General features: G+C 39.5%; 17 protein-coding genes and 1 pseudogene. 8 read left to right on the plus strand and 10 right to left on the minus strand.

Annotated features, from left to right (window positions below; genetic code table 11):
• Nucleotides 1-42 precede the first annotated feature (42 nt).
• The gene (locus IGK54_RS00500) at nt 43-486 is read right to left on the minus strand and encodes a MepB family protein (RefSeq protein WP_002379245.1); all 444 of its coding nucleotides are present in this window, start codon (nt 484-486) and stop codon (nt 43-45) included.
• Nucleotides 483-1,895, minus strand: a complete 1,413-nt coding sequence (locus IGK54_RS00505) for a PLP-dependent aminotransferase family protein (protein WP_002370633.1) — start codon at nt 1,893-1,895, stop codon at nt 483-485. The genes IGK54_RS00500 and IGK54_RS00505 overlap by 4 nt, the downstream gene beginning before the upstream one ends.
• 97 nt (nt 1,896-1,992) lie before the next feature.
• Here IGK54_RS00505 and IGK54_RS00510 point away from each other — a divergent pair, with 97 nt between their 5' ends.
• Entirely contained in the window at nt 1,993-2,958 is a 966-nt protein-coding gene (locus IGK54_RS00510; RefSeq protein ID WP_002387478.1) for an ornithine cyclodeaminase family protein, read from the plus strand.
• Between the two features lies 1 nt (nt 2,959).
• Nucleotides 2,960-3,748 carry a PhzF family phenazine biosynthesis protein gene (locus tag IGK54_RS00515; RefSeq protein WP_002356143.1) on the plus strand — a complete coding sequence of 263 codons (789 nt, stop codon included), beginning with the start codon at nt 2,960-2,962 and terminating at the stop codon, nt 3,746-3,748.
• Between the two features lie 47 nt (nt 3,749-3,795).
• Here IGK54_RS00515 and IGK54_RS00520 read toward each other — a convergent pair whose 3' ends face one another.
• The 6 genes from IGK54_RS00520 to coaA all read right to left on the minus strand — a co-directional run bounded on the left by IGK54_RS00520 (nt 3,796) and on the right by coaA (nt 10,587).
• Nucleotides 3,796-4,341, minus strand: coding sequence for an ATP:cob(I)alamin adenosyltransferase (locus IGK54_RS00520; protein ID WP_002387479.1), 546 nt, complete (start codon nt 4,339-4,341; stop codon nt 3,796-3,798).
• 166 nt (nt 4,342-4,507) lie between these two features.
• On the minus strand, nt 4,508-4,885 hold the full coding sequence (locus IGK54_RS00525) for a hypothetical protein (RefSeq protein ID WP_002387480.1): 378 nt from the start codon (nt 4,883-4,885) through the stop codon (nt 4,508-4,510).
• Between the two features lie 9 nt (nt 4,886-4,894).
• A complete protein-coding gene (locus tag IGK54_RS00530; RefSeq protein ID WP_240075874.1) occupies nt 4,895-7,246 on the minus strand; it encodes a C39 family peptidase in 2,352 nt (783 codons plus the stop codon).
• Between the two features lie 102 nt (nt 7,247-7,348).
• Nucleotides 7,349-7,678 carry a hypothetical protein gene (locus IGK54_RS00535; protein WP_241408270.1) on the minus strand — a complete coding sequence of 110 codons (330 nt, stop codon included), beginning with the start codon at nt 7,676-7,678 and terminating at the stop codon, nt 7,349-7,351.
• Nucleotides 7,679-7,789: 111 nt separating this feature from the next.
• Nucleotides 7,790-9,352: a glutamine-hydrolyzing GMP synthase gene (guaA, locus tag IGK54_RS00540; protein WP_002356158.1), complete on the minus strand. Its 1,563-nt coding sequence runs from the start codon at nt 9,350-9,352 to the stop codon at nt 7,790-7,792.
• A 311-nt stretch (nt 9,353-9,663) separates the two neighbouring features.
• On the minus strand, nt 9,664-10,587 hold the full coding sequence (coaA, locus tag IGK54_RS00545) for a type I pantothenate kinase (RefSeq protein WP_002356160.1): 924 nt from the start codon (nt 10,585-10,587) through the stop codon (nt 9,664-9,666).
• Between the two features lie 154 nt (nt 10,588-10,741).
• On the opposite strand from coaA, the gene IGK54_RS00550 reads away from it, so the two are divergent.
• Both IGK54_RS00550 and IGK54_RS00555 read left to right on the plus strand, forming a co-directional pair.
• Complete coding sequence (locus tag IGK54_RS00550; protein WP_002356161.1) at nt 10,742-11,329, plus strand: SGNH/GDSL hydrolase family protein; 588 nt, start codon at nt 10,742-10,744, stop codon at nt 11,327-11,329.
• Between the two features lie 14 nt (nt 11,330-11,343).
• Nucleotides 11,344-11,946 (plus strand): class I SAM-dependent methyltransferase, encoded by a 603-nt coding sequence (locus IGK54_RS00555; RefSeq protein ID WP_142957481.1) that lies wholly within the window; start codon nt 11,344-11,346, stop codon nt 11,944-11,946.
• A 50-nt stretch (nt 11,947-11,996) separates the two neighbouring features.
• Here IGK54_RS00555 and IGK54_RS00560 read toward each other — a convergent pair.
• Both IGK54_RS00560 and add read right to left on the minus strand, forming a co-directional pair.
• Nucleotides 11,997-13,399 (minus strand): annotated as a pseudogene (locus IGK54_RS00560) (IS3 family transposase).
• A 72-nt stretch (nt 13,400-13,471) separates the two neighbouring features.
• On the minus strand, nt 13,472-14,503 hold the full coding sequence (add, locus tag IGK54_RS00565) for an adenosine deaminase (protein WP_002356163.1): 1,032 nt from the start codon (nt 14,501-14,503) through the stop codon (nt 13,472-13,474).
• A 141-nt stretch (nt 14,504-14,644) separates the two neighbouring features.
• On the opposite strand from add, the gene IGK54_RS00570 reads away from it, so the two are divergent.
• The 4 genes from IGK54_RS00570 (at nt 14,645) to IGK54_RS00585 (ending at nt 18,217) form a co-directional block, all read left to right on the plus strand.
• Nucleotides 14,645-15,652 (plus strand): substrate-binding domain-containing protein, encoded by a 1,008-nt coding sequence (locus IGK54_RS00570; protein ID WP_002356164.1) that lies wholly within the window; start codon nt 14,645-14,647, stop codon nt 15,650-15,652.
• 140 nt (nt 15,653-15,792) lie between these two features.
• The gene (locus tag IGK54_RS00575; protein WP_002356165.1) at nt 15,793-17,094 is read left to right on the plus strand and encodes a pyrimidine-nucleoside phosphorylase; all 1,302 of its coding nucleotides are present in this window, start codon (nt 15,793-15,795) and stop codon (nt 17,092-17,094) included.
• Between the two features lie 27 nt (nt 17,095-17,121).
• Nucleotides 17,122-17,784 carry a deoxyribose-phosphate aldolase gene (deoC, locus tag IGK54_RS00580; protein WP_002356166.1) on the plus strand — a complete coding sequence of 221 codons (663 nt, stop codon included), beginning with the start codon at nt 17,122-17,124 and terminating at the stop codon, nt 17,782-17,784.
• A complete protein-coding gene (locus IGK54_RS00585) occupies nt 17,753-18,217 on the plus strand; it encodes a cytidine deaminase (protein ID WP_002387503.1) in 465 nt (154 codons plus the stop codon). Before deoC ends, IGK54_RS00585 begins: the two co-directional genes overlap by 32 nt.
• The last annotated feature ends 52 nt before the right edge of the window (nt 18,218-18,269 follow it).

Raw genomic sequence — 18,269 nt, forward strand, 5'->3', positions numbered from 1 at the left:
AAGAAACAAACGTCAGCTGGCTTCTGAAGCCAGCTGACGTTTTTAGTATTTAGATAAATCAGTAAAGTAAGTTAGTTGCCATTTTTGTGTTTTTTTGGCGGTTTGATTAAGGTTTTGGCACCAAGAAGGATAAAAACGGGCCGCCATTTTGCCTTTTTGTTGATGCGTTTTGAGAATTTTTTGTTGGATTAAACATTCTTTTGGCAGAAGAAAGAGACCTTGCTTTTCTTGATCAGCAATGACAATTGCTAACATTTCAGGGGCTTCCGTTGCATCAAAGGCTTCGTTCTGATTTTGTTGATTTTTTTCCCAGAAGGCTACAAAATAGCCTTCTTTTTTCGGCGTTTTTTTGGCTAAGCGACTGCGGATAAGTTGTTGCGATTCATTAACTTGACATAAAAAGCCTTCATATTCGGCATTTTGTTTTTCTTCGGAAAGCAGGGTAATCGTGCCCACTGCTTTTTCAAGTATTGGCAATGAATTCATAGGGAATGTCCTTTCTTTTCGTTTAATGTCGGTAAGAGTTCTTGGATAATGGTTAATCCTTTCGCCAATACCTCAAGCTGATTGGAGGCCAAGGAAATTCGTAAAAAAGCATCTGGCTGATTTTGCACAGTAAAGCGGCTCGAGTGAAAAAGACGTACCCCATTTTGGAGAAATTCTTGTTCAATTTGCGGCGCCGTTTTTTCGGTAGAAAGGGGAATAGTTCGGTAGTACGGCAAGGGATTGCTAGGTCTAGCTAACCCAAAAATGGTATCAAATAAGTCATTGGCTTGTTTTGTTAAAGCCAATTTTTCTATCACTAATTCTTTTGCAACTGGTGAGCGTAAGACTTGGGTGACAATTTCAGCATCAAAGCCAGAAGTTTTAACGTTAATGTTAAAAATCGCACGCTCTATTTCTTGGCGAAGAAGCGGAGGGAAAACAAGGTACGCAATGCGTAAGCCTGTACAGACAAATTTTGTCATCCCCGCTAAGTAAATCGTTTGTTGAGGTAAGAGTTCTTGAAACGTTGGTAAAACTGCTTGCTGTGCATAAGTTGTTAAAAAAGAATGAATGTCATCTTCAATTACCCATAAGTGTTCTTGCTGAATGATTTCAGCTAAAGTCATTCGGCGGGCGCTAGACATTTGGAAACCAATCGGGTTATTACATGCGGGCATTAAGAAAATACCATGTATTTTTTTCTTTTTGCATTCTTGCAGTAAATGCTCTGGGTCCATCCCCTCGGAATCATAGCCAATCGGGACGATTTCTAAATGATAAAGCTGGGCGAGTTCAATAAAATTTGAATACGTGTATCGATCTACGGCAATCCGCTGACCTGGAGAAAAAGCGGCGGCTAACGTCACGGCCAGTCCATTCTGGACACCAGATACAATGGCAACTTCTTCGGCATTGGTCCGAACGCCTTGTGTCTGAAGCCATTCGGCAGCGGTTGCTCGTTGAAAGTGCGTACCTAAAGGATCGCGATAATTTAGCAAACTGTTAAGGGCCGCATTTTTACTAACGGATTCAATAAAAGGTAAAATCCGCTGATTACACATATCAAAGGAACTAACCAGCCCTAAATCAATTAGATGGTCCGCTACTTGGTTGGTAGAGATTGTAATTGAGTGAAACGCGTTGGGAGAAACGAAAGTGCCGCTACCGATGTTGGTATAAAGTAAGCCTTTTTCCATAGCGTGTTTATAGGCTTGACCAATCGTCGTGAAATTCAGATCCAAGTAATCAGCTAATTCTCTTTGCGAAGGCAATTTCACATTTTTTTGAAGCGCACCAGATAAGATATCCGCTTCTAATTGTTGAACCAATGATTGGTAATAAGGTCTTGTTAAACGTTCTTTAACAGGGCGCCATGACAACACATAGTTCTCATAGGAATTAATCGGCATGAGGGGAACTTCCTTTCTATAAAATTGTATTCCATACAATTATAGCATTGAGTGTATTGTTTGTCTGGTTTATGATAGCGCAAAGGGAGGAATTCAGATGGACATTATTTCTTATGAGAGGGTTATTCAACAATTGTCGTTTTCCGAAGCAATTCAAGTGATGAAACGTTGCTTTGCAGAGTTGCAAAAAGGAAAAATTTCGCAAAGTGAGCGCCATGTAGAGGTTTTACCAGATGGGAAAAATCAAAATCTTTTTGCATTAATGCCTGCTTACTTAGGAAAAAATCGCTTTTTTGGGGCAAAAATCATTACAGCTTTTCCAGAAAATCCACAAAAAAATTTGGCCTCGCATCTTGGTCAAATTTTATTGTTTGATAGTTCTACTGGAAGACCAGTCGCGATGATGGACGCCAATGCGATTACGTGGCTTCGCACGGCAGCTGTTTCTGCTTTGGCAACCGATTATTTAGCAGCTCCAAAGGCAAAAAGTATCGCTTTGATTGGTGCAGGTCAACAAGCTTCATCTCATCTCGCAGCGCTACAAAGCGTTCGGGCGATTGAAAAGGTTTTTATATATGACCGCACAGCAGAACGTGCACGAAAATTAATCGCTAAGCAACAGCACAATTACCCCGAATGTACCTTTATTGGTTGTTCTTCTGTCCAAGAAGCCGTCCAGGAAGCGGAAATTATCTGTACACTAACTTCCAGTCAGGACGCATTTTTAGAAGAAAAAGACGTTTTGCCGAATGCCCATATCAATGCAATTGGTACATTCACGCCGACTTCCAGAGAATTAACAAGCGACCTTGTTAAAAACAGTCAAGTGTTTGTAGATGAGTATGCGGCTGCATTAAAAGAAAGCGGGGATCTTTTAATTCCGATTTCAGAAGGTGCCTTTTCAGCTGAAAAAATTGTAGGTTCTCTCGGCGAATTAGTCACTGGCAAAGTTAAACTAAAGGCGGAGCAGAAAGGCCGCACGATTTTTGATGCGGTTGGCTTAGCAGTTGAGGATTTGTGTTGCGCGGAATACATTTATCAAAAAATACAAGGAGAGAATTAAAATGAGTTATCCCTATTATATTGTCGATGCTTTCGCGGAGGAAGTTTTTAAAGGCAATCCCGCCGCTGTTTATGTTTTGGAAAAATGGTTGCCAGAAGCGGTGATGCAAAACATTGCGATTGAAAATAATTTGTCAGAGACTGCTTTTACGGTCAAGGAGGGACAAAGTTACGCCCTGCGCTGGTTTACGCCGGAACGAGAAATCGATCTCTGTGGACATGCTACATTAGCGACGGCTTTTGTGTTGTTTAACTATTATTCCGTTGCGGAAGAAACACTCCATTTTACTAGTCAAAGTGGACCGCTCGCAGTGACCAAAAAAGAGGAATACTATTATCTAGATTTTCCTTATATCCTACCGGAAAGGATTCCAATTTTGCCAGAGTATGAAGCCGCTTTAGGCACGAAAATTTATGAAGCTTATTTGGGTCGCGATTTATTTTTTGTCTTAAAAGACGAAGAGACAGTGGCAAAAATCACACCAGATTTTTCTGCATTAAAAGCATTGGATTTAGGAGTAGGAGTCATTGTAACGGCATCAGGAGACTCGGTGGATTTTGTTTCACGAACTTTTTTCCCGAAACTAAGAATTAACGAAGACCCAGTTTGTGGTTCTGCGCACGCCAATTTAATTCCTTATTGGGGAAAACGGCTCAATCAAACGACCCTTTCGGCCTATCAAGTGTCCCCAAGAGGCGGCTTTTTAACTTGTGAAGTGAAAGAAAATCGAGTCATTATTGGTGGTACTGCTAAACTATTTGCAAAAGGAGAAGCGTACTTACCTGTATAAAAGTACACCGACCGCTAGCAATTCGTCGTTAGCGGTCGGTGTACTTTTTAAATAGAATAGTTGCGAGAAACAAAGGGAACTTCTTCACCATTTTCGAGCTGATTTAGGTACAAGGCTAACATGAAAAAGTAACCTGAGAGTAAGTTGACTACATCATACAGCTGCGGATCAATTTTTTTACCACCATAGTCCATGCGATAAAGTAAACGAACAATATCTTTGGCTTTGGCTCTTAAAATGTGTGCATAAGAGGAACAGATTGTGCCCATCGGTAAAACAAAAGGACGATTTTCTTCGTATGTCAGTTCATTCATAGCATTGACACGTTCCAAAAGCCAGGCTATTTCGTCCTCTGTGACTGTTAATTTTGTTCGGGTCGTTGGATTGACATGGTAGATTAACTCGCAAATTTTGGCTAGTTCTTCTGTTAGTGCAGGCTGTTCAGGGACGTCTAATTGTTGCACGTATCCTCGTAGAAGACCTGTCATCGAGGCCAATTCATCAGTCATTAATTCAAAATCACATCGTAAATCTTCTGGTTTAGAAGATAGATACGGGTACGCTTCATACGGACTGCGGTACATTTTTTCCATTCAATTTCCCTACTTTCTAAAAATAAAAAGCCCTCAAAAAGAATGCACGAAAGCCAATCTTTTTGAGCGCCGTTGCTCGACTGTTCACAGTACACCATTGTACTTGCTAAGGTAATCATAGCCAAGAGTGAAGGGAGAGTCAAGGGGGAATCAATATGAGATAACTTTATTGATTTATTTTTTGCTTAATATAATTAATGACATCTTTCTTTTGTTCTTTAGCCTCTGATATATATTCCTTTAGTTCTTTATCCGTAATTGTTGAACTGTTAATTCCTTGTTCATACAATTGTCGTCTAGTTTTTGAAACATCATCTGTTGGATTCAATTCTCTATTCTTTAAATTCTCGGTTGTTTCAATTGTTATAGATGATGTAGAAGTTGGTGTTGTGTCCGGATTACTACTATCTTTTTTAGAAGACTGGGTAGTTTGCTGCTTAGTTGATACTTCAGTAGATGAAGCGTCGCTATTTTTTCCCCCAGTATTATTACTACATGCCGTTAAAAATAAGGCTAACAATAGTACAATAAGTTTTTTTTTCATTATATCCTCCTATAAAATAACGAAACATGGTCGGCCTTCTGTCCAATCAATTGGATCATTTGACGGGGTATTCCAAAGTGCTTGTGTTGACACCCAACCTGAGTAAAACTGGCGACCATACGGATCATAGGTTAAAGTGTAACCATTTTTGTACTCATGAACGACAATAGCATGTCCAATCCCAACATTTTGATATAAAATAACGGGATATCCTTCAGAAAGATAGGCGTTTAATGTAGCTACATCATTAATAACTTTGATCGAACGGCCATATGATTGAGCTGTTATCACTAAATCAGTTGCAGAAGCGCCAAAGTATCTTTGATTTAACCCGCCATAAGATGCCATTCTTGTTGCAACACTGACAGGATTTACATTATAACCGTAAGAGCCTCTTAAAATCATAGATAAACTTGTTGGAACACATCCTGCTGCGCCAATGGTATAGTTTCCGATATAAGTATTAATCCATTGTGGGTCACGTTGAGAATAATAATAAGGTTTTTTCTTTAATCTTTCTGCACGTAATCTGTTTGCTATCTCTGCTGGTGTGCGAGCTTCATCGCCAACTAAAAAGGCTTTTCCAGATCCTTTAGGAGCAGTTTCACCTTTTCTAACTATTTTGATTTGAATAGCTTCCAAATGTTTAGAGGCAGCTTGACTTCCAGCTGAGGCACCATTAGCTGCCCAATTCAACCAACCTTTATCTTGGATATGGACACGGTAATAGACATCATAATATCTTGAAACATCACCGGCCAGTTTAATTTTAATGGCTTCTAATTGTAAATTTTTTCCAGTTGTGCCAGACAATGCCCCATTAGCTTTATAAGCTTGCCATCCGATATTTTGGATGTGCGTAGAGTATTCTATATTTCCAGCTAGAGCAGCATCACTCAGGTTGATTTTGATTGCTTCCAGTTGTAAATTTTTCCCACTTGTACCAGCTATTTCACCATTCTTGACAACCCCTTGCCAACCAATATTTTGCACGTGTGTTTGATAGTTGACAGTTGGTTTGATTTCATCTGGACGTTTTGCTTCATTTCCAACTAAAAAGGCTTTTCCATTTCCTTTAGGAGCAGTTTCGCCCTTTCTAACTACTTTGATTTGGATGGCTTCTAAATGTTTAGATGCAGCTTGACTTCCAGCTGGGGCGCCATTAGCTGCCCAATTTAACCAACCTTTATCTTGGATATGGACACGGTAATAGACATCATAATATCTTGAAACATCACCGGACAGTTTAATTTTAATGGCTTCTAATTGTAAATTTTTTCCAGTTGTGCCAGATAATGCCCCATTGGCTTTATAATCTTGCCATCCGATATTTTGGATGTGCGTAGAGTATTCTATGTTTCCAGCTAGAGCAGCATCACTCAGGTTGATTTTGATTGCTTCCAGTTGTAAATTTTTCCCACTTGTACCAGCTATTTCGCCATTCTTGACAACCCCTTGCCAACCAATATTTTGCACGTGTGTTTGATAATTGACAGTTGGTTTGATTTCATCTGGACGTTTTGCTTCATTTCCAATTAAAAAGGCTTTTCCATTTCCTTCAGGTGCCGCTTCGCCCTTCTTCACTAATTTAATTTGAATGGCTTCTAATCTTTTAGCGGCGCTTTGACTACCTGCGGACTCACTGTTTTTTGCCCAATTCAACCAACCTTTATCTTCTATATGCACACGATAATAAACATCATATGCGTTAGCTATTTCTCCAGTTAAGCGAATTTGAATCGCTTCGAGCCGCAAAGACTTTCCGCTTGTACCAGACAATTGATTATCTTTCACATATCCTTGCCACCCAATTTCTTGGACATGTGTTCTATATTCTACAGATCCAGCCAAATCTGAATTTGAAATATTCATTTTAATTCCTTCAAGACGTAAAGAGCGTCTGCTAGTCCCAGAAATTTCCCCGTTTTTGACAACCCCTTGCCATCCGATGTCTTGGATATGTGTCTGATAATTAATATCAGGAACTTTTTCTTCTGCTTTTGCCGGTGCTATAGGTGTGTCCTCATTACTTTGTGATGTTTCCAAAGTAGTTTCAGTATCGTCGCTACTATTTTCTGTATCATTAACAGTTGTTACTTCTGATGTAGAAACTTCAGTGGTGGAATCGGAGGTTGAGGAAGTGGACGTTGTTTCTGTTTCCTCTTGAGAATTTATGATGCTTGGGTTCATTTCTTCAGTGACACCGCTACTCATTTGTCGCTCCGTTAGAGATGTTTCTGAAGCCACCGTTTCTTCAGTAGTTCCCTTAGAGCGTTCCAAAGCGTAAGCAGAAATAGGGGTAACGAGAAATCCCGACAACAAAACCGCTAACATAGAACTAGTTATAACACTTTTTTTCATTAATTTACTCCTTCATAGCTTATTTATTATTTATAGTATACGACAACGTCAAAGGCCAAACAAGAACGTCTTGTTTTTATAAGAACAATGGTGAAAAAGTGTCTATAAAATGACTGAAAAAATTACCAGAAGTAAACCAATCAATAAACTGACAAGACCAGAGATTTGACCTAATCGTTGTTGGGTAGAAGAAGGCTGGTCGGTAACTGTGAGCAAACTTGAGAAAAAGTTCATTTTTTTCACGAGTATTAAATACGCAACAATAAGCAAAAGAATACCCGAAAAAAGGTACGATAGGGGCTCAGAAATAACTTTTTGGGCACGAAGTAAAAAAATTCCTATGAAGAGGACAATAAAACCATACTTAAGAAAAGTTGTTTTTGACATGTTGAAATCGCTTCCTTTTAATTGATGAATTTTATTAATAGCCACTATTCTTATGATTAAATTATAGGACTTTGAGGGCGGTGGAGCAAAGTGTGATAACACAAAAGAAAACCCGCTAGAAACACCTATAAAATAGGTTTTCTAGCGGGTTGATTGTTATTCCCACTCCACAGTTGCAGGTGGTTTTGAAGTAATATCGTACACGATACGGTTTACATGTGCAACTTCGTTCACGATGCGCACAGAGATTTTTTGTAAAACATCCCAAGGGATACGGGCAAAGTCAGCGGTCATGCCGTCGATAGAAGTCACAGCACGGATACCGACTGTGTAATCGTAGGTACGGCCATCGCCCATAACGCCTACTGAGCGGATGCCAGGTAAGACAGTAAAGTACTGCCAAATGTCACGATCTAAGCCAGCTGCTGCGATTTCTTCACGTAGGATAGCATCTGAATCACGAACGATTTGTAATTTATCTTCTGTAATTTCACCAAGCACACGAATACCTAATCCTGGTCCTGGGAATGGTTGGCGCCAAACGATTGCATCAGGCATGCCAAGTTCAGTTCCTAAGGCACGAACTTCGTCTTTGAATAATGTATTTAAAGGTTCAATTAATTCAAATTGCATGTCTTCAGGAAGACCACCAACGTTGTGATGTGATTTAATTGTTTGCGCAGTTTCTGTACCAGATTCGATGACGTCTGTGTAAAGAGTTCCTTGTGCTAGGAATGAAACGCCTTCTTCCCCAGCAAGTTTAGTTGCTTCGTCATCAAAAACATACACAAATTCGTTACCGATGATTTTACGTTTTTGTTCAGGGTCAGAAACGCCTGCTAATTTGCTTAAGAAGCGTTCTTTTGCATCTACTTTAATAATGTTTAAGCCAAATTTACCGCCTAAACTTTCCATTACTTGTTCTGCTTCACCTTTACGTAATAATCCATGGTCAACGAAGATACAAGTTAATTGGTCGCCAATGGCTTTTTGTAAAAGCACGCCGACAACACTTGAGTCAACGCCACCTGATAAACCAAGTAAGACTTTTTTATCGCCTACTTGTTCACGGATTTTAGCGACTTCCATATCGATGAAGTTTTCCATGCTCCAGTCACCAGTACAGCCACACACATCAAAAGCAAAGTGACGTAATAAGTCGTTACCATATTCTGAATGACGAACTTCTGGGTGAAATTGTACGCCGTAGAATTTGCGGTTGGCATCTTCGATAGAAGCGATTGGACAATCATTGCTTGTCCCAACTTTTTCGAATCCAGGAGCGATTTCTGTTACTAAATCACCGTGGCTCATCCAAACGGTTTGTTTCGCAGGTGTTCCTTGGAATAATGTCGCATCACCAAGGATTTCTAATTCTGCTTTTCCGTATTCACGGTTTGCGGCAGGTTCTACTTTTCCGCCTAAGTTATGAGTCATTAATTGCATACCGTAGCAGATGCCAAGAATGGGAATTCCTAACTCATAAATTTCTGGATCAATGCTAAAAGCATCTTTGTCATACACGCTGTTTGGTCCACCTGAGAAGATGATTCCTTTAGGCGCGATTTTGCGAATTTCTTCTGCCGTAGTTCGGTGGCTTAATAACTCAGAGAATACGCCAAATTCACGAATACGACGAGTAATCAATTGGTTAAACTGACTACCAAAGTCTAAAACAATAATTTTTTCGACAGATGTCAAATCGGCAACGTTAGTCACGTCTATTACCCCTTATCCATTTAAATTTATCTAAAGAAAAGGCGGTTAAAAAGTGGTCAGCACTAAGAATTAAGAAAGGATTTTCAAAAATTGTTTTACGATTTTTAGAAAATTTTGGCTTAATTCCGCAGGGGCTACTTTTAAACAGCCGAGAATCAGGCGGTTAAAAAGTGGTTCACTTTTGTTCCGTACTCTTCTTTGTCTAGCTATACTTATTAAAACATTTTACTCCTTGAAAGTCATGCATTCTGCTGAAAATTTTCAAGGATATTTCTACAAAAGATACAGGATATTTCTTAGCTCGTCAACCCTTAATATTTACGTAGATAGATTTGGTCAATCAAATGATTTTCCGTTTTATGCAAAATAATGTCCGCACGTCCGCGCGTTGGCAAGATATATTCCTCCAAGTTCGGTAAGTTCACGGTTTTCCAAACATTCCGTGCCATGGCGAAAGCATCTTCTCGTTTGCCAATTGCATATTGGTAATAATAATTATTAGGATCTAAGAAAGCCGTATCTAATAAGGCCCCAAAACGTTCTAGGTACCATTTTTCAATTAAGGCTGGATCGGCATCCACAAAAATAGAAAAATCAAAAAAATCACTCACATAAATTTGTTGATTGGCGGGTAACTGTAATGTGTTAATGCCTTCAACAATCAAAATATCTGGTTGTTGAATCAACTCATATTCGCCTTCGATAACATCGTAGACACTGTGAGAATAGACAGGTGCTTTAATTTCGTCTTTGCCGCTTTTGACTTCGTTTAAGAAATTAATTAGCTTCTCCATGTCATAACTTTCAGGAAACCCTTTTCGGTCCATAATTCCCTGTTCTTCTAACACTTTATTGGGATACAAAAATCCATCCGTTGTAATGAGTTGAACGTTTCTTCGTTTAAACGTTCGGGCCAGAATTCTTTGCAAAAGACGAGCGGTGGTGCTTTTACCAACGGCGACACTGCCGGCAATTCCAATGATGAATGGTGGTACAGAGACATATTCATGTAGGAATAATCCTTTGCTAAGTGTTAGCGATTCAAATTCTTTCATGTACAAATGAATAAGATGCGTTAAGGGTACATAAATTTCTTGTACATCTTTTAGTGAAATTTGGTCGTTCACACTTTTAATGTTATCCAATTCTGCTTCGGTTAACGGTGCTTTGCCGTCATGATAAAACCCATGCCATTCTTCTCTGGAAATTGGGTAGTAATTCATTTTATCGTCCATTGTTCCTCCACCAAACCCTGTTCAATCTTTGTACATTTTACCATAATTTCACAAGGGAAACACAGGATTTTACAAAAGAATTCCCTTCTTCGCCAATTTATGATGAAAATGGTATCATGAAAAGAGAAAACTGTTAGAAAAGAGGGGAAAAGCCATGAGAAAAATTGTATTATTTGGTGATAGCATTACTGCTGGTTATTTAGACGAAGCTGTCTCACCTGTTCTTGTTGACTTAGTAAAACGGGATATTGCTGCGATGGGTCTAGAAGAAGTGGCTGTCATTAATGCTGGAATGCCTGGCGATACAACAGAGGATGGTTTAAAACGATTAAATAAAGAAGTACTAATTGAGAAACCTGATGAGGTGGTGATTTTCTTTGGCGCCAATGATGCGTCACTGGATCGAAATATAACAGTAGCCACGTTTAGAGAAAACCTTGAAACAATGATTCACGAAATTGGTTCAGAAAAGGTGATTTTAATTACGCCACCATATGCGGATAGTGGCAGACGTCCAGAACGTCCACAAACGCGTATCAAGGAATTGGTCAAGGTTGCACAAGAAGTCGGAGCGGCACATAACTTGCCAGTTATTGATTTGTATAAAGCGATGACTGTTTATCCTGGAACGGATGAATTTTTACAAGCGGATGGTTTGCATTTTTCACAAGTGGGCTATGAATTATTAGGTGCCTTGATTGTTCGAGAAATAAAAGGTAGACTAAAACCAAAACAAGCATAGATAGGAAGAACAAAATGGCGAATCATTATTATACAGAAAATCCAGAATTAGCACATGATTTAGAAAGCTGGTCTTTTCCATTACGTGGTCGGACCTTTCAGTTTACGACCGATAGCGGGGTCTTCTCAAGAGGAACAGTGGATTATGGTTCTCGTGTGTTGATTGATGCCTTTGAATGGGAAAATTTACCAGCAGGCCGTTTGTTAGATGTTGGTTGTGGCTATGGACCAATTGGGTTGTCCTTAGCAGCGGCGACTGGTCGACTGGTGGAAATGGTGGATGTCAACCAACGGGCAGTTGGGCTAGCTCAAATGAACGCCCAACGCAACCAAATTACTACTGTGGATATCCATTCTTCCAATGTGTATGAAACCTTAAACGAAACGACCTACGCGGCGATTGTTAGCAATCCGCCCATTCGTGCAGGCAAAAAAGTTGTCCATGGCATTTTAACAGGGGCTTTTCCGTTGTTGAAAGTTGGTGGCACACTAACGGTAGTTATTCAAAAGAAACAAGGTGCACCTAGTGCAGAAAAGAAAATGGCTGAAGTATTTGGCAATGTTGAAATTGTGACAAAAGACAAAGGCTATTATATTTTACGAAGTGTTAAAGTGTAGTGACCCCAAAAAGTTAGACTTTTTATAGAGTGGATTTTTCCACTCTATTTTTATGCAGTTTTTTGATTGAATTGTCGAAATTCTACTGGGCTTTTCCAGTTAAGTTTTTCCTTGATTCGGTGATGATTGTAATAATAAATGTAGTTCTCAATTGCTTCTCTCAATTCATTTTGACTTTGATAGATTTTTCCATAGTACACTTCTTGTTTTAGGATACTGAAGAAATTCTCCATAGGAGAATTATCTAAACAGGTTCCTTTTCGAGACATACTTTGAAAGATATTGTTGTCCTTTAATGTTTGTATATAGACATTCATTTGATAAGCCCAGCCTTGATCAGAGTGAAAGGTGCGCCGATAGGGACAATCATTTGTTTGAGAAATTGCTTCTTTCAGACCTTCCATAACTGTTTTACCATTTGGTTGAGTAGAAAGGCTATAGCTTAGAATTTCACTATTATACATATCCATAAATGGATCTAAGTATAGTTTTTTCTGACGAAAGATGCCTGCGTTATCTGCTTCAAAGTACTTAAATTCAGTTGTATCAGTTGTAATTTTTTGATGAGGAACAGAGGTTTTAAATCGGCGACGAATCAAATTTTTAGCGATTTTACCAACGGTTCCTTTATAGGAATTATATTTTCTTGATTTCTTAGTAAAAGCTTTGACTTGTAACTTTAACTTTTGTATTAATCGCTGGACTTTCTTTTTATTCACTTGAAATCCACGTCGTTTCAATTCTTGGGTCATCCTTCTATAGCCATAATGTTGATGTTTTTTACGAATCGCTTGAATTTCTTCTTCGATGATTTGTGTTGAAGCTGTTCTGTCGAGGCGTTTTTGCCAGTACATGTAAGTAGATTTTGGAAACCTTAGGGTTTCCAAAATATCTTTTAATCGAAAGTGTCTTCGGAGACTGTGAATGATTCGTGCGATTCGTTCATTTTTTGTTCGTCCTCTAAACGCAGTCTCCTCAATTCTTTTAAATAGGCATTCTCAATTTTTAACATTCTATTTTCTTTTTCTAGTTTCTCTACTTGAGATCGTTCACTTGGTAGTGGTTGGGGTTCATTTCGTTTCTTTTTAGACATGGTAGGTGGACGTCCTTTCTGTTTAGAGAGTCCCTCTATACCAAACTTCTGATACGTTCTAAGCCAATTCGCAATCAATGATGGATTGTTCATTTTTAGAAGATTAGCTACTTCTTGATAGGACAACTCTGTTGTTAAATATAACTCTATCGCATCTAGCTTAAATTGAACAGAGTAATTCTTATTTTTTCGACTGCGAAGTAGGCCTTCTTCACCAAGTTCTTTATAGGCATTTATCCATTTGCTTATTTGAGAACTATCTTTAAACCCATACTTCTTTGCGAGAAACCTTAGACCTCCTTGACCAGATAAGTAGTCATGAACAAGTTTAAGTTTAAATTCAAAACTGTATTTTGCCATACAAAAAAACCTCCAAAAGTTAGATTTCTAGGTCTAACTTTTGGGGGTCGGCTCATTAGTGGAGGTTCTTTTTTAGAATAGATATGCTTGATCAATTTTTTGGTTCAACAGTTTTTTTTCGTCTGGCGATAAAAAAGCACCTGCAAGCGCATTTTTAGTGAGTTGCTTCATTTCGTCATAACTTAATTGATACCAAGTGGCCAATTTCATGAATTCTTTCGTTAACGTAGTATCTGAAACAGTGCGATTATCGGTATTGATGCAGACGGCTAAGCCAGCCTCTATAAATTGTTGAAAAGGGTATTCAGCCAATGTTTTGACGGTGCCTGTTTGGAAGTTGCTAGTTGGACACATTTCTAAAAGAACCTTTTTTTCTTTTAAGAGCGCCAAGTATTCGGGTGTATCTTTCAAAGCAATACCGTGGCCAATCCGAGTGGCACCTAAAGTGACAGCATCAGCGACATTTTTGCCACAGCCGCATTCCCCAGCGTGGAGTGTTAATGGAATTGACAATTGGTTGGCTAAAGCTAATACGTCTTCAAATGTGTATGGAGGGAAATCGACTTCATTGCCAGCTAAATCAAAGCCGACAACGCCTGTCTCTCTGAAATCATGCGCTAAGTGAACGATTTTTTCTATGGCTTGTTGTTGGTCATGCCGCATGCCGCATAACAGTGCATTGCTTTTTACACCAAAATCTTCTTCGCCTTGTTTTAAGCCAGTTAAAACAGCGGTCACGATTTCAGGTAACCGTAAGCCTTTTTCTGTATGTTGCGAAGGCGCAAAACGCACCTCTATGTATGCCACGCCATCTTCGGCAGCTTGGCTAATCACGTCATACGCCGCTGCTTGCAAAGCTTCAGCTGTTTGTAGACAGGTGAGCACGAAGTCAAACCGAGTTAAATAATCATTCAAATCGGTGCATTTTTCAGGGGCAACCACTAACTCTTTCAAGGCTTGTTCGTCTTGGGGTAATGGAATGTTTTGTTTTTCAGCAATGGTGCGTAAAGTGGTTGGTCGAATCGACCCATCTAAGTGACAGTGCAGCTCGATTTTTGGTAATTGACGGACACGGGATTCTTCCATGAAAAAAATAGCCTCCATTTTCTTTTGTTTTTTAATCTTTTTAGTCTATTTCTTTTGTCTTTTTTTTGTTAAAATGTAAAAGATTCGATAAGTATTTTGAAGACTGTAACACGTCTACAAATGTCTGTCAATGCAAAAGGAGACGTTGGGAGGGGCGCGATGAAACTAACGATTAAAGAAATTGCTGATATGGCTGGTGTTTCTGTCACAACCGTCTCACAAATTCTGAATAATAAAGGGAGTCGTTTCAGTGAAAAAACCCGCAACAAGGTGTTGGCGGTAGTCGCTGAAAATCATTACAAGCCAGATTACTTTGCTTCGAATGTAATCAACCGTCATTCCAAAACCATTGGTATGATTGTGCCAGATGTGACGGATTTCTTTTTCTCAAAAGTGATTGAAGGTGTGGAAACATATTTAAATTCGTTAGGCTACATGATTTTGTTATGCAATTCAAAGCATGATTCCGAGCAAGCGATGCAATATGTTAGCGAGTTGATTCATCGGTCGGTGGATGGCATTATTTTTGCCACGCCGAATGTTTTGCCAGAAAATCATATTTTAAAAGACCGACGAGAACATCCGATTCCTGTCATTCTTGTCGATCGTGGGATTAATCCACGAGATAGTGGACGATTAATCGTTAAAGAGTACGAAGGTGCTTATCAAGCGGTCCATCATTTGATTCAACAAGGGCATCAGCATATTGGCATGTTGCGTGAAAGTGCCGGCTATTATCGTTTGACGGAACGAGTGACGGCGTATCAGCATGCGTTACAGGACAATAATTTACCTTTTCGTCCGCATTATGTTTGTGCTGGGGAATTGAACTTGCATGGCGGCTATGCTGCGGCGAAAGAAGTTTTGAAAAATGAAGAAATCACAGCAATTTTTTGTGGCAATGATGAAATGGCGATGGGAGCTTATCAAGCCATTGAAGAAGCGGGCAAGAAAATTCCTGACGATATTTCGGTGGTTGGCTTTGATGGCTTGGAAATTTCCGAATATTTGGTGCCGAGTTTAACAACCGTCTATCAGCCGAGTTTTGATATTGGCTATTATGCAGCAAAATTTTTGGTGGAAGCTATTGCAGATCCAACAGGGAAAGTTCCAAATAAAGTTTTTGATGCGACGTTTATTGCTAGAAAAAGCACAAAACCGATTTAAAAAACAGCTTAGAAATGGAATGTTCGTGTTGTTTGCGTTTTCACAAGAAAAAAATAATAGTAAACTGGTTTACTAAATGGTTTAAAGCTGAACGATTTTGTTGTATAATACATTATCGGGAAATCGGAGGGAACGAATTCATGAGAATGGTAGACATTATTGAAAAGAAACGTGACGGGCATCAACTAACAAGCGAAGAAATTCAATTTATTATCAACGGATACACAGATGGTTCAATTCCAGATTATCAGGTAAGTGCCTTTTTAATGGCTGTTTTTTACCAAGATATGACAGACGAAGAAATTACACAAATGACGTTAGCAATGGTCCATTCAGGCGAAATTGTGGATCTTTCTTCTATAGAAGGAATCAAAGTCGACAAGCATTCTACAGGTGGCGTAGGCGACACTACGACGCTTATTTTAGCGCCATTAGTTGCTAGTGTCGGGGTCAATGTAGCAAAAATGTCTGGTCGTGGCTTAGGCTACACGGGCGGTACGTTGGATAAATTAGAAGCGATTCCTGGTTTTAAAGTTGAATTGACAGAAGAACGTTTTATTCAATTGGTGAACGATACAAAAGTGGCAGTGATTGGTCAGTCAGGTGATCTAGCACCAGCAGACAAAAAACTTTATGCGTTACGTGATGTGACCGCCACTGTTGACTCAATTCCATTAATTGCAAGTTCCATTATGAGTAAAAAAATTGCCGCAGGGGCAGATGCGATTGTCTTAGACGTGACTACTGGTGAAGGGGCCTTTATGAAAGACCTAGCAAGTGCTCGTCGATTAGCGGAAACAATGGTTCGCATTGGAAAACTGGCAAATCGCCAAACGATGGCAGTAATTTCAGACATGTCACAACCTTTAGGGGAGGCCATCGGAAATAGTTTAGAAATCGTTGAAGCAATCGAGACCTTGCAAGGAAATGGGCCAGAAGATTTAGTGGAGATGTGCTATGTCTTAGGAAGTCAGATGGTCGTTTTAGCTAAAAAAGCCGAGACGTTAGACGAAGCACGGGCTTTATTAGAAGAAGCATTAACGAGCGGTCGAGCGCTCGCAAAATTTAAAGAAATGATTGAAAATCAAGGCGGCGACAGTTCCGTTGTTGACCAGCCAGAAAAATTATTAACCGCAACTTATCAATTTGATTTACCTGCCAAAGAAACAGGCGTGGTACAAAAAATCGTTGCCAATGAAATTGGCGTTGCCGCAATGTTGCTGGGCGCTGGTCGGGCTACGAAAGAAGATACGATTGATTTTGCAGTTGGCTTGAAACTTCACAAAAAAGTAGGGAGCCCAGTTGAAAAAGGCGAATCATTACTAACCATTTATGCCAATCGTGAAGACGTGACAGAAGTCGAACAATTGCTTTATAAAAACATTGAAATTGGACCAACCGGCGAAGAGCCTATTTTGATTCACGATATTATTACGGAATAAAACAAAAAGAAAAGAGGAATTCTCATCATGGAATTAAACCGCATGATTGACCACACTATTTTGAAACCAGAAGCGACAGAAGCCGCTGTCCAAAAAATTATTGACGAAGCTAAGGAGTACAACTTTTTCTCTGTATGTATCAATCCTTGTTGGGTCGCTTTTGCTAGCGAGCAATTAGCAGATACCGACGTCGCTGTGTGTACCGTTATTGGCTTTCCTTTGGGGGCAAATACACCAGAAGTTAAAGCATACGAAGCAGCTGATGCGATTAAAAATGGTGCGAATGAAGTGGATATGGTGATTAATATTGGTGCATTAAAATCACAACAATACGATTACGTACGTCAAGACATTCAAGGCGTAGTAGATGCAGCCAAAGGAAAAGCGTTAGTCAAAGTGATTATTGAAACAGCATTATTAACAGACGAAGAAAAAGTTAAAGCTTGTGAATTAGCCAAAGAAGCAGGTGCCGATTTCGTTAAAACATCTACTGGCTTCTCAACAGGCGGCGCTAAAGTAGCAGACATTCGTTTAATGCGTGAGACAGTTGGTCCTGACATGGGCGTTAAGGCTTCTGGTGGCGTGCATAATGCAGAAGAAGCGTTAGCAATGATTGAAGCTGGGGCAACACGCATCGGTGCAAGTACGGGTGTAGCAATTGTTTCTGGCGCAACTGGCGAAGGGTATTAATTCGTATTTCAAATTAAACGAAGGTGTGGCGAAAAAGATGACAGTAAAACAAGAATGGCTTGATTGTGCCGTAGAAGCATTGGCACACGCCTATGTACCGTATTCTAACTTTCCTGTGGGCGCTTGCTTAGTGACTGCAGACGGGAAAATGTATCAAGGAGTCAACATTGAAAATGCCTCCTTTGGTTTAACAAATTGTGCAGAAAGAACGGCGATTTTTAAAGCCATTTCAGAAGATGAACGGACCTTCCAACATTTAGTTGTAGCAGGTAATACAGAGGCACCCATTTCTCCATGTGGCGCTTGTCGTCAAGTAATGGCTGAATTCTTTGATCCACAAATGCCGGTCACGCTAGTTGGTAAAGATGGTGCGACTAAAACAATGACAGTTGAGGCATTATTGCCCTATTCATTTACAGATAAAGATTTTTAAAAAAAGGACATAAGGTTTCGTTGGGCTCAAAGTAGATTTCAATAGCATAAAT

The sequence above is a fragment of the Enterococcus sp. DIV2384 genome (genome assembly GCF_050534975.1).
GTDB lineage: Bacteria > Bacillota > Bacilli > Lactobacillales > Enterococcaceae > Enterococcus > Enterococcus faecalis.

Excerpts from the sequence above, each read along its gene's own strand:
- IGK54_RS00500 (WP_002379245.1), bottom strand. The coding sequence starts at position 486 with ATGAATTCATTGCCAATACTTGAAAAAGCAGTGGGCACGATTACCCTG.
- IGK54_RS00505 (WP_002370633.1), bottom strand. The coding sequence starts at position 1,895 with ATGCCGATTAATTCCTATGAGAACTATGTGTTGTCATGGCGCCCTGTT.
- IGK54_RS00510 (WP_002387478.1), top strand. The coding sequence starts at position 1,993 with ATGGACATTATTTCTTATGAGAGGGTTATTCAACAATTGTCGTTTTCC.
- IGK54_RS00515 (WP_002356143.1), top strand. The coding sequence starts at position 2,960 with ATGAGTTATCCCTATTATATTGTCGATGCTTTCGCGGAGGAAGTTTTT.
- IGK54_RS00520 (WP_002387479.1), bottom strand. The coding sequence starts at position 4,341 with ATGGAAAAAATGTACCGCAGTCCGTATGAAGCGTACCCGTATCTATCT.
- IGK54_RS00525 (WP_002387480.1), bottom strand. The coding sequence starts at position 4,885 with ATGAAAAAAAAACTTATTGTACTATTGTTAGCCTTATTTTTAACGGCA.
- IGK54_RS00530 (WP_240075874.1), bottom strand. The coding sequence starts at position 7,246 with ATGAAAAAAAGTGTTATAACTAGTTCTATGTTAGCGGTTTTGTTGTCG.
- coaA (WP_002356160.1), bottom strand. The coding sequence starts at position 10,587 with ATGGACGATAAAATGAATTACTACCCAATTTCCAGAGAAGAATGGCAT.
- IGK54_RS00550 (WP_002356161.1), top strand. The coding sequence starts at position 10,742 with ATGAGAAAAATTGTATTATTTGGTGATAGCATTACTGCTGGTTATTTA.
- IGK54_RS00555 (WP_142957481.1), top strand. The coding sequence starts at position 11,344 with ATGGCGAATCATTATTATACAGAAAATCCAGAATTAGCACATGATTTA.
- add (WP_002356163.1), bottom strand. The coding sequence starts at position 14,503 with ATGGAGGCTATTTTTTTCATGGAAGAATCCCGTGTCCGTCAATTACCA.
- IGK54_RS00570 (WP_002356164.1), top strand. The coding sequence starts at position 14,645 with ATGAAACTAACGATTAAAGAAATTGCTGATATGGCTGGTGTTTCTGTC.
- IGK54_RS00575 (WP_002356165.1), top strand. The coding sequence starts at position 15,793 with ATGAGAATGGTAGACATTATTGAAAAGAAACGTGACGGGCATCAACTA.
- deoC (WP_002356166.1), top strand. The coding sequence starts at position 17,122 with ATGGAATTAAACCGCATGATTGACCACACTATTTTGAAACCAGAAGCG.